The organism is Thermaurantiacus sp. (genome assembly GCF_053487655.1).
This window is the reverse complement of record NZ_JBRCLD010000107.1, coordinates 14,608-28,118: the sequence shown is the minus strand read 5'-3', so window position 1 is coordinate 28,118 and position 13,511 is coordinate 14,608. Positions and strand designations below refer to the sequence as shown.

Below are 13,511 nucleotides of genomic sequence, written 5' to 3'. Positions count from 1 at the left end.
GCTGTTCGCCTTCCGGCCGTGCGCGACGAGCCAGCGGCCCATCTCGCGGATGAAGGCGCGGCTGGAATAGGCCTTGGGCTCGAGCGAATCGGCGATCCGGCCGACGGTGAAGTCGCAGTCCTGCAGCTCCTCCTCGTCGATATAGGTGTCATAGATGCGGTCGATGTAGAGCGAGCGCAGGGTATCGTCATCTGGCACTTCGAGCGCCTGATAGTGCCTGTGGCCAAGGCCTTCGAAGAAGTCCATGTCGACGATGGTGGCACCCGTTGCGACGACGGCATCCACCATGTTCGAGCGGACGAGCTCGGCATAGAGGTCCATGCAGCCGCCCGCCGACGTCGAGCCGGCGATGACAAGGAAGATGGTGCAGTCCGGGTCTGCCAGCATTTGGTTGTAGATGTGCGCTGCCCGCGCGAGATCGCGGCTGGTGAACGACATCTTGCCCATCGCCTCGAGGATGGGGCGGGCGTCAAAGCTTCGGATGTCGATATGCTCGACGGCGGTCGAAAGCAGCTCGCGCTTGCGCTGGTCATTGATTCCTGTGGTCATTCAAACCTCCATGCCGCCGGCGTCCCGGACTTGGCGGTCCGGGATGCTTAGGGCGGATGTGTGACAGCTTGCTAGGCCTGGCGGCGGACCAGGGGCGCAACATTGGCGGGAAGCGCGAGCTCGCCGCCCTCGGGGATGAGCGAGAGCATGGGGGCATCATGGACAATCGCCTTCTCATGCTCGCCAAAGCCATTGAACCCGGTGCGCATGGCCTGGCCATAGGCGCCGAGCTGGCCGATTTCGAGATAGTCCCCGGCCCCGACGTCAGCTGGCAGCAGGAACGGCCCCTTCATGTGGTCCATGTCGTCACAGGTTGGGCCCCAGAGCGCAAAACCGCACGCAGCTGCCGTGCTTGCCTGGGGGCGGACAAGCCGCACCGGGTAACGCCAGTTGACATGCGCGGCATCGAACAGCGAGCCATAGGCGCCGTCATTGATGAACAGCTCTGCACCGCGGCGCTTCTCGACCCGGACCAGCACGCTTGCATAGTCAGCTGCAAGCGCGCGGCCCGGCTCGCACCAGAGCTCGGCCGAGTAGGAAACCGGCAGTGCCTCGAAGGCGCGGTGGATGACTGCAAAATAGGCGGCAAGCGGGGGCGGCTCCATGCCAGGATAGCGGGACGGAAAGCCGCCGCCGACGTCGATGACATCGATGGTGACGGAAGCCTCGACAATGGCTGCGCGGACATAGGCCATGGCGTCGGCATAGGCCTGCGGAGTCATGGCCTGGCTGCCGACATGGAAGCAGATTCCAAGTGAGTCGGCTACCTGTCTTGCCGCCATGAGGAGTGATGGCGCTTCGGTGACACCGATGCCAAATTTGGAAGCGAGGCTCAGTTTCGAATGGGCGGAGGAGACGCGAAGGCGCACGCAAAGCGTCAAGTCGGTCGCGCCGCCGGTGGCGCGGAGGATCTTCGCCAGCTCCTCGTGGCTGTCGAGTGCGAAGATGCGCACGCCAAGGGCATAGGCCTCGGCAATTGCTTCCTCGGCCTTGACCGGGTGCATGAAGGCAAGTGTCGCCCCCGGCAGCAGGCCGTGGACGAGCCGGGCTTCGGCAATTGAGGCAACATCGAACGCACGAATGCCGCCATCCCACAGCAGCGTGAGCAGTGTGGGATCCGGATTGGCCTTGACCGCGTAGAAGCTCCGCCCGGGAAAATGCCGGGCAAAGTAACGCGCGGCCGAGACGGCGGCATGCGGGCGGATGAGGGTAACCGGCCGGGCCGGTGCCAGTCGTTGCGCTACCCCCAGCGCGTTATGGCTCTCGTACAACGCAAGGGACCTCCACGAAGCAGTTGGCGACACAAGCTGCCTTGCGGTGGAAGTCCCATGGGGCAGCGGGGCGGCCATATGGGACGGGAAGGAGGGGATGTAAAGGGAAAAACGTGCATCAGCCGGAAGGGGGCGCCAGTCAGGCGGTGGCGCGGTGGCTCCTCGCCTGCTTGGTGCGCAACCTGTCAATGTGGGCGGCAAGTGCGCCGACGGTTTCGAACAGGTCGGCCGTTACATCCTCGTCATCGATGAGGATTCCGAAATGGTCCTCGATGGCGGTGAGCAGGGTCGCAACCGCCATGGAGTCGAGCTCGGGCAGCTGGCCGAAGAGGCCGGAGTCGGCCCTAAGGCCGGCAGCGACATCGGGGGCAAGCCCGAGGCTTTCAGTCAGGACGGACACAAGCTGGCTTAGGGTGTCGTGCGCGATCACTTGGAGGCTCGTGGCTTTTTCTGGATGCAAGCGGCGCGCCCTACACGCAGATGCCTCACCTTGCAATCCGGCGCTGGTGGACAGGCTCTCCCCTCGCTCCTATGTCCGCTCGCGATGGTTCCGTTCGTCAAGATGCACGGGGCAGGCAATGACTTCGTGATCTTCGACGCCCGGGATCATGACATTCCGCTTGACCCCTCGTCAGTGCGTCGGCTGGCCGACCGGCACTGGGGGATCGGCTGCGACCAGCTGTTCCGGCTTGAGCGAAGCAGCCGGGCGGATCTCTATCTCCGCATCTGGAACCCGGACGGAACTGAGGCGGCGGCATGCGGAAATGGCACGCGCTGTGTGGCAGCGTTGACAGGTGCCACTCGAATCGAGACGGCGGCAGGTATTCTGGAGGTTGCTGGCGGTGAAGGCCACGCCGTTCTGATGGGCGTGCCACGCTTTGGCTGGGATGCGATTCCGCTTTCGATCCCCATGGACACGCTCCACATGCCAGTTGCCTGGGAAGGGCTCACCGATCCTGGTGCCGCCTCTATGGGCAATCCGCATATCGTCTTCTTCGTGGACGACCCGGATGCTGTTCCGCTCGAGCGCTTGGGCCCGGTGATCGAGCGGGACCCGCTGTTTCCTGAACGCGTGAATGTGGGGGTGGCAGCAGTGGATAGCCCAGCGCAGATGCGCTTGCGTGTGTGGGAGCGGGGCGCTGGGCTCACGCTTGCCTGCGGCTCGGGGGCCTGTGCGGCCTTTGCCGTTGCGCGGCGCAGGCGGCTGGTGGACGCGCGAGTTGCCATCCGCCTGCCTGGTGGCGAGCTTACAATTTCCGAGCGAGCGGACGGGCAGATACGGATGGCAGGCCCGGTTGCGGAGGTGTTTCGCGGCGAGATTGCGTTGTGACTGCTGCCGTCATCACCCATGGCTGCCGTGCCAACCTTGCCGAGGCCGATCTTCTTGCCCGCTGGGCCGGGCCGGGGCGCACGGTCATCAACAGCTGCGCTGTAACAGCTGCAGCTGTGAGCGACGCACGTGCTGCGGCACGACGCGCGAGCCGCGCTGGCGGCGAGGTGTGGGTAACTGGCTGTGCCGCCGAAGTGGCACCAGAGCGCTTTGCCGACTTGCCAGTGCGCCTTCTCCCGAAGCCGTGGCAACCGGCCATGGCGACGCTCCGGTCGCGCGGGTTTGTGAACATCGAGGATGGCTGCGACCATCGCTGCACGTTTTGCGTGACCCGGCTGGCAAGGGGGCGGGCGCGCTCGGCTCCGCTTGCAACGGTGGTCGAGACGGTCGCTGGCCTCGTTGCCCGTGGTGCTGCCGAAGTGGTGCTGACGGGAGTGGATATCTGCGGCTGGGGCCGGGACCTGCCCGGTGCGCCTCGGCTCGGCGTGCTGGTCGAGGCAGTCCTCACCCATGTTCCGGCTCTTCCCCGGCTGCGGCTTTCCACCCTCGATCCCGCCGCCGTCGACGATGGCCTTATCGCCCTCTTCGCCGAGACGCGGCTGATGCCCTATGCCCATCTCTCGCTCCAGTCGGGCGATGATCTGGTGCTGAAGCGGATGCGCCGGCGCCACGGCCTCGCAGATGCGGTGCGGCTGGTCGGGGAGCTGAAGGCCGTGCGGCCTGACATTGCCATCAGCGCCGACCTCATCGCCGGCTTTCCAACCGAAAGCGAGGCCGCACACCGGGCAAGCCTGGCGGCGCTTGACGCGCTCGATCTCGTCGACGCGCATGTCTTTCCCTATTCGCCGCGCCCTGGCACTGCGGCTGCACGCATGCCGCAAGTGGCACCAGCGCTTGCCCGCGCTCGGGCTGCCGAGCTACGCGCTCATGTTGCGCTGCGGCGGGCGCGCTGGCTTGGAGCCTTTGTTGGAACCGAAGTTGAGATCGTGGCCGAAGGTGCGATCGGCCTTTCGCCACATGCGGTCCGCGTGCGCCTTGCCATGCCGCGGCCAGCTGGGCAGCGCGCGCGTGTGAAAGTGGCGGGCGCGCAAGGCGGAGAGCTTATCGCGTGAACGAGCAAGTTACCGACAAGGGCGGCTTTCTCGCCCGCCTCCGGGCCGGGCTCCAGCGCTCGCGTGCAAAGTTCTCGGATTCGCTTACGCTTCTTGTTGGAACGCGAACACTCGAGCCGGCTGATCTCGATGCGCTCGAGGACGTGCTCATCGGTGCCGATTTGGGGCCAGCGGTCGCCGCCCGGATCACCGATCGGCTGCGCAAGGCCCGGGTCATCGGCGAAGTGGATCTTGCCGGCGTGCAGCGCATTGTGGCCGAGGAAGTGGCGGCGATCCTCGCCCCGCTTGCCCGGCCGCTGCAAGTGACGGCCTTCCCGCGACCCCATGTCATCCTCGTCGTCGGAGTGAATGGCACGGGCAAGACGACGACGATCGCCAAGCTCGGCCACCTGTTCCAGGAAGAGGACTATGACGTGATGTTCGCAGCCGGGGACACGTTCCGGGCGGCTGCCGTTGCGCAGCTGAAGGTCTGGGGCGAAAGGCTCGGCGTGCCTGTGGTCGCGGGGGCTGAGGGGACGGATGCGGCCGGCCTTGCCTATCGTGCCATGGAGGAGGCGAAGGCGAGCGGCCGCGACGTTCTTCTGGTCGACACTGCTGGCCGGCTGCAGAACAAGGCCGGGCTGATGGACGAACTCGCCAAGGTTCGTCGCGTGCTGGCAAAGCAGGATGCGAGCGCTCCCCATGACACGGTGCTGGTGCTCGATGCGACCACTGGCCAGAATGCCCTTTCCCAGATCGAGGTCTTCCGCGAAGTCGCCGGCGTGACCGGGATTGTCATGACCAAGCTCGATGGGACGGCGCGCGGGGGGGTGCTGGTGGCAGCCGCGGAGAAGTTCGGCCTGCCCATCCACGCGCTCGGGTTCGGCGAGCGGCTGGGGGATCTGCGTCCGTTTGAGCCGCGCGCATTTGCCCGCGCACTGGTGGGGGAGGGGGCATGAGCGAGCCAGTGGAGGGGACGGCCGAGCGCCCCTTGAAACCGCTTGCCAAGCTCGCAATCGATCTCGGCCCTCTCCTCGTCTTCTTCCTCGCTTACTCCCGGTTCGATATCTTCGTTGCCACCGGGGCCTTCATGGCCGCGTTCCTGGTGGCGATTGTGGCAAGCTGGCTTCTGACCCGCCATGTGCCGGCCATGACCTGGTTCTCTGGTGCGCTGGTTGCTGTCTTCGGCGGCCTCACGCTCTTCCTGCAGGACGAGACCTTCATCAAGGTGAAGCCGACCATCCTTTTTGCGATGTTCGGCCTCATCCTCGGGTTTGGCGCGCTGCGCGGCCGCAATTATCTGAAGATGCTGCTGGGCGCTGCGATGCCGGGCTTGAGCGATCGCGGCTGGGCGCTCCTCCAGCAGCGCTGGGCTTTGTTCTTTCTGCTGCTCGCCGGCTTGAACGAGCTGTTCTGGCGCGCCTTTGCCACCGACATCTGGGTGCACTTCAAGGTCTGGGGTGATACCTTGCTCACCTTCCTGTTCGCGCTTGCCCAGTTCCCATTCTTGAAGCGCCACGGCCTCAAGCTCGAATAGAGGCGCCCATGCCGGGGACGTCGGACAGGCTCGCCGAAGTCCATACCCGCCTGAAGGCGCGCCACCGGGCCGAGCGGGAGGGCTATCCGCAGCCGCTTTCGCTTCGGGTCCACCGGTCATTGAGCTGGCTCGGTCGGGCAGGACAGGAAGTCGAGGATCCGGACATGCGGTTCATCCTGCTCTGGATCAGCTTCAATGCTGCCTATGCTGCCGAACTGGGCGGGCTTCGTCTTTCGGCGCGGGAGGAAGTTGCGACCTATTTCGACCGCCTGTGCCGGCTCGACGAGGGCCAGCGCATCTACGCCACCGTCTGGAACCGCTTTCCACAGGAAATCCGGCTGATGCTCGACAATCGCTATGTGTTCGCACCGTTCTGGCAGCACCACAATGGCGAGCCGGGCTATGCCGACTGGGAAGCGCGACTGGGCGCGGAGAAGACGCGAATCCTTGCTGCCCTCCGCCGCCGGGACACGTCACTGGTGCTCCGCCTCCTCTTCGAGCGGCTCTATGTTCTGCGCAACCAGCTGGTGCACGGGGGTGCGACCTGGAATGGAAGCGTGAACCGTGCCCAGGTCCGGGATGGGGCTGCCATCCTCGGCACTCTGCTTCCCATCTTCCTCGAACTTATGATGGACCATCCGAACGAAGACTGGGGTCGGCCCTATTACCCCGTCATCGACAGCTGATGTGCAGGCCTCGCGCCGGAGCTTCACATTTGTGAAACTGCAGGCCAACATGCCTTGCCCGTCGCGGCCCTTGGTCGGCAGTAGGCGTCTAGCCCCTTGCAGCATTGAAGCGGGAAGGGAAGGTTGTTCGGCTCTGGCGCTCGTGGTGGTGGCGGATGGCAACGGGGGGATAGGGCAAAGAAGCGCGGCAGGCGAGATCAAGCTGGCGCGCGCCACAGGCTTCCCGAAAGCTCGCCGCATGCGCTCGCGCTGCGGCACGAAGGAGAGACAGGGTGCGGCAGGCTCCAGGCGCTAGCGGTCAGCCGTGCCCCCCAAGTGCAACGAAGCGGCATCGCCGTTGTGCGCTGTTGCGGGCAGATGGTCGACTGCGCTTGGGCTTCTGCATGAGCTGGTTGCGGGCCGCTGCGGCCATTGCAGTTGCCGCCCTCGTCCTCGTTGCGGGCTATGGCTGGTTCGAAGCAACCCGCCCGCCGCGTCTGGTGGAAGCCGCGATGCCCTTGCCAGGTCTCGCACCCGGCCTTGAGGTTTCTGTCCTCCTCATGTCCGATATCCATGCTGGCCCGCCCGACATGCCGCCGGCCCGCCTTGATGCCATCGTCGACCAAGCCAATGCTGTCGGTGCTGATCTCATTGTGCTGCTTGGGGACTATCACACGGCGCATCGGTTGCGTTTGCCGGGGCGCTACCGGCTGGAGGCCTCGCTTGCGCCACTGGCGCGATTGAAGGCCCCGCTCGGAGTCTTCGCTGTCAGGGGCAACCACGACAATATCTGGACCAACCGCATCATGGGCGCTGCCGGCACCCCGGTGCTGCTGGTGAATGAAAACCGCGACGTCGGACCACTTGTCGTCGCCGGGCTTGATTCGGCCCATCACCAGCCTGATCTTGCCAAAGCGCTAGCCGCAATCCCGCCGGGGCGGCCGGTGCTCCTCCTGGCCCATGAACCGGAGCAATGGGCATTTCTCGATGCGCCGCCGCGACCGTTGCTGATGCTCGCTGGCCATACCCACGGCGGCCAGATCCACCCGCCGCTGCTTGGCCTCCTCAGGGACCGTTTCGCACCCTACCGCTGCCGGCGCGGGGCTTGCGCTGATCGCGGCTGGAGCCTTTATGTGACAAGCGGGGTGGGAACCTCCACGCTGCCGCTGCGCATTGCTGTGCCGCCGGAGATGGTGCTGCTGCGGCTCTATGCGCCTTCGGGAAGGAAATCGGGCACGGAGAAATAGCGCTCGCCGGTATCATAGTTGAAGCCAAGCACGCGCGCGCCCGAAAGCTCGGGGAGCTTCTGCGCAATGGCGGCAAGCGTTGCCCCCGACGAGATGCCGACCAGCATCCCCTCTTCTCTTGCGGCCCGCCGGGCCCAGTGCTTGGCGTCTTCTGGCGCCACCTGGATAACGCCATCGAGCAGGGCGGTGTGGAGGTTGCCTGGAATGAACCCGGCACCGATCCCCTGGATGGGGTGGGGGGCCGGCTGGCCACCGCTGATGACGGGGGACAGGGTCGGCTCGACTGCGAAGACCTGGAGCTCGGGCCAGACTTTTTTCAGCCGCTCGGCGCAGCCCGTGATGTGCCCGCCCGTGCCCACGCCCGTGATCAGCGCATCAATGGGTGCATCGGCGAAATCAGCCAGGATCTCTTCGGCCGTGGTCTTGGCATGGACTGCGATATTTGCAGGATTGTCGAACTGCTGCGGCATCCAGGCGCCGGGTGTCGCCTCCACGATCTCGAGTGCGCGGGCAATCGCACCCTTCATTCCGCTTTCGCGCGGGGTGAGGTCGAAGGTGGCGCCATAGGCGAGCATGAGCCGCCGCCGTTCGATCGACATGCTCTCCGGCATGACAAGGACAAGCCGATAGCCCTTGACTGCTGCCACCATGGCAAGGCCGATTCCCGTGTTGCCGGAAGTCGGCTCGACGATGGTGCCGCCGGCCCTGAGCAGCCCGCGCGCCTCGGCATCCTCCACCATGGCGAGCGCAATCCGGTCCTTGATGGAGCCGCCGGGATTGGCCCGTTCGGACTTCACCCAGACCTCGGCGTCCGGGAAGAGCCGCGAGACGCGGATATGGGGGGTCTGGCCGATGGTCTCAAGGATGGAGTGCGCGCGCATGGCCGATCCTTAGCGCTGCCCTGCCTTTAGGTCATCGGGAATGTCGAGCCGGTCAGCGCGGGCAAGCGCTGGGAAAAGCCGCGCCCATAGCAGCGTGACGGCAAGCGCAAGGACGCCGCCAAGGACGGTTGCCTGCACGGCGCCGATGAAGGCGGCGAGTGTTCCGGCGCGGAACTCGCCAAGCTCGTTTGACGCGCTGATGAAAACGAGGCTGACGGCCGACACCCGGCCGCGCATCGCATCTGGTGTATGAAGCTGGATCAAGGACGCGCGGACATAGACGGAGACCATGTCGGCCGCACCGAGCACGGCAAGCGAGAGTAGCGCGACTTCAAGATTGGGGGAAAGCCCGAAGGCGATGGTGGCGATTGCGAAGATGCCAACGGCCACCAGCATTTTCCACCCCACGCCCGAGCGCAGCGGAAAACGCGTGAGCACAAGCGCAACCAAGCCAGCGCCGATGGCAGGGGCAGCACGCATGAGACCAAGCCCATTGGCGCCGACAGCGAGAATGTCGCGCGCGTAGATGGGGAGCATTGCCGTGGCCCCTGCGAGGATGACGGCGGCAAGATCGAGGCTGATCGCCCCAAGCACAATGGGGTTGGAGCGGACATAGCGCAGACCCTCGCCAATGGAGGCTTGGCCTGCTGCAGCGCGCGGGACGGCAGGGATGCGAAACAGTGCTGCAAGCGCAATGAGGAGCAGCAGCGCGGCAGCGAGATAGGGGAGGGGAGGGGCAAGATCGTAGGAGAGACCGCCCGCCAGCGGGCCGAGAACCGCGCCCGACTGAAACCCGATCGACGACCAAGCGATGGCGGTGGGAAGCACGGTTGGAGGCACGAGATTGGGGGCGAGCGCAGTCAAGGAAGGCCCGGCAAAGGCGCGCGCTGCCCCGAGCGTTGCGGCAACCGCGAACAGCGGCCACAGCGGCGGGGCCTCGAGGCGGGCAAGGAGCAACAGCGCGAGAGCACACCCCAGCTCGGCAGTGATTGCCGCCCGCGCAATCCAGCAGCGGTCGGCCCGGTCGGCGAGCTGGCCGACCAGGAGAGTAAGGCCGATGATGGGAAGGAACTGGGCAAGCCCCACCATGCCAAGCAGGAAGGCAGCCTCGCGCACGGGAAGAGTCTGACGGGCGATGTCATAGACTTGCCAGCCAATGACGATCACCATCATCATCTGGGCAAGTGTCGCGCACAGGCGTGCGACGAAGAAGGCCCGCCACCCCTTATAGGCGAAAGGGGAGGGAAAGCTCTCCGCAGTCACGGGCTCGGTTGCGCGGGCGCGCTGCGGAACGGATCAGCCCTCCAGATTAGCTGCCCTTGCCCGGCTCCGGCGAGAAGAAGGCATCGAACTTGCCTTCCTTGCCCTTCCATTCATCAGCATCAGCAGGTGTTTCGCCCTTGACGGTGATGTTGGGCCATTCGGCGCTATACTTGGCGTTGAGCTCAATCCACTTCTCAAGCCCGGGCTCGGTATCTGGCACAATGGCCTCTGCCGGGCACTCCGGCTCGCACACGCCGCAATCGATGCATTCATTGGGGTTGATGACCAGCATGGACTCGCCCTCGTAAAAGCAGTCCACTGGGCAGACCTCCACGCAATCCATATACTTGCAGCGGATGCACGCTTCGGTCACGACATAGGCCATCGGAACAAACCCTCTTTGCAACAAGGCGTGTGCTCCGCTAGCCAAGCGCAACCCTCGCCGTCAACGCTTCCGATGCAGGGTCAGGCCGCCTCAAGCGGTGCCGCTGCCGGCTCGCCGACAAGCAGGGTGTAGAGCTGCTGCGCTTCCGCAAACGGGCCGCGCCGCTCGGCCAGCGCCTCGACTCGCACGGCAATCACCCGATCCCCCCGGGCGAAGGCGATCACATTGCCTGGCCGCACCCTGGCACAGCTGCGATCAATGACCCGCCCGTCGAGCCGCAGGCGCCGGCTCTCACAAAGGGCCTGGGCATCGCTCCGGCTTGGCGCCAGGCGCGCGAACCAGAGCCACTTGTCGAGACGCAGACCGGGACCATGGACCAATGCTCAGCCTCCCATCAAATCCTGCAATGCCGAGAAATGCGGCGACGCCTCTGCCGAGCGCGCGCGGGAAGGCCGGCGCCGACCAGCAAAAGCATAGCAGCCATCGCCGCTTGCCGTGCGGAACCCGAGCGCTCGCATCAACCGGGCAAACTGCGGTGCTGACATGCCAAGCGCACGGGCGAGCGCTGGGTCGGGACGAAACCCGCCTGCACTGGCCCGCTCGGCCAGTCGCTGCGCATGCACAGCGCGTGCGGTCCGGTCGACCATGTCAACGCGGACGGCAAAGCCGGCCACGGCCCAGAAGCCGGCAACCGCAAGAAAGCCCGGCGGCGCTGCCGGGTCAACCGGGATCACCACGCGACCGGGATGCGGCGGCAGTGGCATATGTTCCACGCGCGAATAGACTCCCCAGAGCGCCAGGCGCCAGCGCGTCGCCTCCGGTTTCAGGATCCCGCTCACATGGAGATGGACGACTCCGAACCGCACACCTGCTGCGCGCAGGAGCCGGCGATCTGCGGGCTCGAGCCCTGCAACAAGGCTCTCAACTGCTGCCCGGGGCAGGATTCCCATGGTTTCAATGAGCTGGCGTGTCAGGCCGCGGGCGGCCGGGAACAGGCGGTCGGCGCTCGCCTCAAGCTGCAGAAGTGGCGCCAGGTGATTGGACAGGGTTTTTGCAAACCAGCTCCGGAGCCGCGCTTCGATCGCTGTGCGCTCCTGGGTGGGAAGCGAGTCCAGGCTGCGGTCGAGCTCGATCCGTGGCAAGAGCGCTGATCGCCCGCGCCTGAGCGCTGCTATGCGCGCGCCCCGCCACAGCAGGCGCGGCGGCATCGTGCCGTCGAAGCCAAGCGCAAACTCGGCATCGGGTGCAGCGCGAAGGGCTGCGGCGCGCTGCATCAGCTCACGGGCGAGCCGCCGCTCCGCGGCTGCCAGGAGCCGGCGCTTCTCGCCGGCGCGCGCGGCCGGGTCGGGCGCAAAGGCAAAGCCGGTCAGCTTGCCGATGACGACTCCATCCACAACCACGGCACCATCGGGATCGACCGAGACGGCAAGATCGGGATCGCGGAGCTTCAAGTCGCGGATGAGAACGGCTGTGCGCCGGTCGACGAAGCGCTGCGTCAAGCGCTGGTGCAGCGCGTCAGACAGCTTGTCTTCGATTGCGCGCGCCCGCTCTGCCCAGCCGTCTGAATCCTGAAGCCAGCCCGGGCGGTGGGCAATGTAGGTCCAGGTGCGCGCGGCAGCGATCCGGTCTGACAGGGTTGCGATGTCGCCGGCCACATTGTCGAGCACGGCAAGCTCCGAGCGGATCCACTCGCCCGGCAACAGCCCATGGCCTTCCGACAGGTGGCGGAAGATCCGGCCGACGAGGCGGGCATGGCGTTCGGCGCCAGTCTTTCGATAGTCGGGAAGGCCGCAGGCGGCCCACAGGCGCATCAGCCGGTCGCGCCCCTGCGCCCTCTCCATGACCCAGGGCTCGCCAGCGAGCCGCTTGAGTACGGCAACATCGATGGCATCATCGCCGCGGACGAGCTCGTGGCTCGAGGGGCGGGCATCAAGGCTCATGATGAGCCGGTGCAGGGAGGAGAAGTCGAGCCGGGCGTTGCGCCAGTAGAGCCCTTTGAGCGGCGGGAAGACATGGCTTTCGATCGCCTCCACGTCGCTGGGCTCGAGCTGGAGCGGCCGATCGCCCTCCTCGCCAGTGCCGAGCTGGACGGTGCCGAAGCTGCCATCCTTCTGGTGGCGCCCAGCCCGCCCGGCAATCTGAGCAAGTTCGCTTGCCGTCAGCCGCCGGTGGCGCCGCCCGTCGAACTTGGCAAGCCCAGCAAAAGCGACATGGGCGATGTCCATGTTGAGGCCCATGCCGATCGCGTCAGTTGCCACCAGATAATCGACTTCGCCCGACTGATAGAGCGCAACTTGCGCATTGCGGGTGCGTGGGCTGAGCCCGCCCATCACGACAGCAGCGCCGCCCTTCAGCCGGCGCAGCATCTCGGCCAAGGCATAGACATCTTCAGCCGAGAAGGCGACGATTGCGGAGCGGGGCGGTAGCCGCGAGAGCTTCTTGGATGGGACATGGCGGAGCTGGGACAGCCGCGGGCGGGTGCGGATGTCGGCATCCGGAAGCAGTCGGCGGATGAGCGGGCGCAGCGTCTCAGCCCCGAGGATGAGAGTCTCGGATGTGCCACGAAAATGCAGCATCGCGTTGGTGAAGACATGGCCGCGCTCCGGGTCGGCCCCCATCTGGCCTTCGTCGATGGCAACGAAGGGGAAGGCGCTGTCGGTTGGCATGCTCTCGGCAGTGCAGAGGAAATAGCGCGCCGTCTCTGGCACAATCCGCTCCTCGCCGGTCAAAAGCGCGACCTGCGCCTTGCCCTTGAGGGCGACCACTCGGTCATAGATTTCGCGCGCCAGAAGCCGCAGCGGGAACCCCATGACACCCCCCGCATGGGCGCACATGCGCTCGACTGCGAAATGGGTCTTGCCAGTGTTGGTGGGCCCCAGAACGGCAGTGAGCTGGGCCGAGAGCGTCACCAGCTGCTCCTCTTGGCCGCGGAAGGCACGGACCCGGCAGCCCACCCCTCTTGCACCATCCCGCTGCTGCCGAACCTGGTGCGGATAACGCCCTCCCGCCCGCTTGACCCACATATGGTGTCATCAACAACGAGATGACGCAAGCCATGGTTTGATGACAATTGGAGAACATTGCTCGCGTGACTCGATTCGCTTCGTCGCGTCCAGCAGGCATCCTGTCGCAAGCCCAGGGTCTTTGAAGAGTTTCCCAATTGACCCCCATCGGCAGCTGATTCAGGTGATTCCCCAGAAGCTTAGCCCTGCTGCGGGCAGGCTGGGCAGTGGAGTTGTTGAGGGGATAGCGGGGTTGTGGAGGGAATAGTGGCCGAGTGGCGTCTGTTGGA

14 protein-coding genes are annotated in these 13,511 nt (G+C 65.8%); 6 read left to right on the top strand and 8 right to left on the bottom strand.

Annotation, left to right across the window (positions count from 1 at the left end):
- The 3 genes from ACWIQA_RS10630 to ACWIQA_RS10620 all read right to left on the bottom strand — a co-directional run.
- Nucleotides 1-549 (bottom strand): deoxyhypusine synthase family protein (locus ACWIQA_RS10630; RefSeq protein ID WP_448583053.1); only part of this gene is annotated, 549 nt, incomplete at its 3' end.
- Between the two features lie 71 nt (nucleotides 550-620).
- Nucleotides 621-1,820, bottom strand: a complete 1,200-nt coding sequence (locus ACWIQA_RS10625) for a type III PLP-dependent enzyme (protein WP_448583052.1) — start codon at nucleotides 1,818-1,820, stop codon at nucleotides 621-623.
- Between the two features lie 139 nt (nucleotides 1,821-1,959).
- Entirely contained in the window at nucleotides 1,960-2,250 is a 291-nt protein-coding gene (locus ACWIQA_RS10620; protein ID WP_448583051.1) for an acyl carrier protein, read from the bottom strand.
- A gap of 114 nt (nucleotides 2,251-2,364) precedes the next feature.
- Between ACWIQA_RS10620 and dapF the strand changes: the two genes are divergently transcribed.
- From dapF to ACWIQA_RS10590, 6 genes are all read left to right on the top strand, one after another.
- Nucleotides 2,365-3,150: a diaminopimelate epimerase gene (gene dapF / locus ACWIQA_RS10615; protein WP_448583050.1), complete on the top strand. Its 786-nt coding sequence runs from the start codon at nucleotides 2,365-2,367 to the stop codon at nucleotides 3,148-3,150.
- Nucleotides 3,147-4,262 carry a radical SAM protein gene (locus ACWIQA_RS10610; protein WP_448583049.1) on the top strand — a complete coding sequence of 372 codons (1,116 nt, stop codon included), beginning with the start codon at nucleotides 3,147-3,149 and terminating at the stop codon, nucleotides 4,260-4,262. Before dapF ends, ACWIQA_RS10610 begins: the two co-directional genes overlap by 4 nt.
- On the top strand, nucleotides 4,259-5,200 hold the full coding sequence (gene ftsY / locus ACWIQA_RS10605; protein ID WP_448583048.1) for a signal recognition particle-docking protein FtsY: 942 nt from the start codon (nucleotides 4,259-4,261) through the stop codon (nucleotides 5,198-5,200). The genes ACWIQA_RS10610 and ftsY overlap by 4 nt, the downstream gene beginning before the upstream one ends.
- Nucleotides 5,197-5,778, top strand: coding sequence for a septation protein A (locus ACWIQA_RS10600; protein ID WP_448583047.1), 582 nt, complete (start codon nucleotides 5,197-5,199; stop codon nucleotides 5,776-5,778). The genes ftsY and ACWIQA_RS10600 overlap by 4 nt, the downstream gene beginning before the upstream one ends.
- Before the next feature lie 8 nt (nucleotides 5,779-5,786).
- Nucleotides 5,787-6,464, top strand: coding sequence for a hypothetical protein (locus tag ACWIQA_RS10595; RefSeq protein ID WP_448583046.1), 678 nt, complete (start codon nucleotides 5,787-5,789; stop codon nucleotides 6,462-6,464).
- A gap of 383 nt (nucleotides 6,465-6,847) precedes the next feature.
- Nucleotides 6,848-7,690, top strand: coding sequence for a metallophosphoesterase (locus ACWIQA_RS10590; protein WP_448583045.1), 843 nt, complete (start codon nucleotides 6,848-6,850; stop codon nucleotides 7,688-7,690).
- Here the strand turns inward: ACWIQA_RS10590 and cysK are convergent.
- From cysK to ACWIQA_RS10565, 5 genes are all read right to left on the bottom strand, one after another.
- Nucleotides 7,651-8,571 carry a cysteine synthase A gene (cysK, locus tag ACWIQA_RS10585; RefSeq protein ID WP_448583044.1) on the bottom strand — a complete coding sequence of 307 codons (921 nt, stop codon included), beginning with the start codon at nucleotides 8,569-8,571 and terminating at the stop codon, nucleotides 7,651-7,653. The two genes, ACWIQA_RS10590 and cysK, sit on opposite strands and share 40 nt — an antisense overlap.
- 9 nt (nucleotides 8,572-8,580) lie before the next feature.
- Nucleotides 8,581-9,834, bottom strand: coding sequence for an MFS transporter (locus ACWIQA_RS10580; protein WP_448583043.1), 1,254 nt, complete (start codon nucleotides 9,832-9,834; stop codon nucleotides 8,581-8,583).
- Nucleotides 9,835-9,880: 46 nt separating this feature from the next.
- Entirely contained in the window at nucleotides 9,881-10,219 is a 339-nt protein-coding gene (gene fdxA / locus ACWIQA_RS10575) for a ferredoxin FdxA (RefSeq protein WP_448583042.1), read from the bottom strand.
- 80 nt (nucleotides 10,220-10,299) lie between these two features.
- Nucleotides 10,300-10,599, bottom strand: coding sequence for a S4 domain-containing protein (locus ACWIQA_RS10570; RefSeq protein WP_448583041.1), 300 nt, complete (start codon nucleotides 10,597-10,599; stop codon nucleotides 10,300-10,302).
- Nucleotides 10,600-10,602: 3 nt separating this feature from the next.
- Nucleotides 10,603-13,131, bottom strand: coding sequence for a helicase-related protein (locus ACWIQA_RS10565; protein WP_448583054.1), 2,529 nt, complete (start codon nucleotides 13,129-13,131; stop codon nucleotides 10,603-10,605).
- Nucleotides 13,132-13,511 lie beyond the last annotated feature (380 nt).

Excerpts from the sequence above, each read along its gene's own strand:
- fdxA (WP_448583042.1), bottom strand. The coding sequence starts at position 10,219 with ATGGCCTATGTCGTGACCGAAGCGTGCATCCGCTGCAAGTATATGGAT.
- dapF (WP_448583050.1), top strand. The coding sequence starts at position 2,365 with ATGGTTCCGTTCGTCAAGATGCACGGGGCAGGCAATGACTTCGTGATC.
- cysK (WP_448583044.1), bottom strand. The coding sequence starts at position 8,571 with ATGCGCGCGCACTCCATCCTTGAGACCATCGGCCAGACCCCCCATATC.
- ACWIQA_RS10595 (WP_448583046.1), top strand. The coding sequence starts at position 5,787 with ATGCCGGGGACGTCGGACAGGCTCGCCGAAGTCCATACCCGCCTGAAG.
- ACWIQA_RS10600 (WP_448583047.1), top strand. The coding sequence starts at position 5,197 with ATGAGCGAGCCAGTGGAGGGGACGGCCGAGCGCCCCTTGAAACCGCTT.
- ACWIQA_RS10590 (WP_448583045.1), top strand. The coding sequence starts at position 6,848 with ATGAGCTGGTTGCGGGCCGCTGCGGCCATTGCAGTTGCCGCCCTCGTC.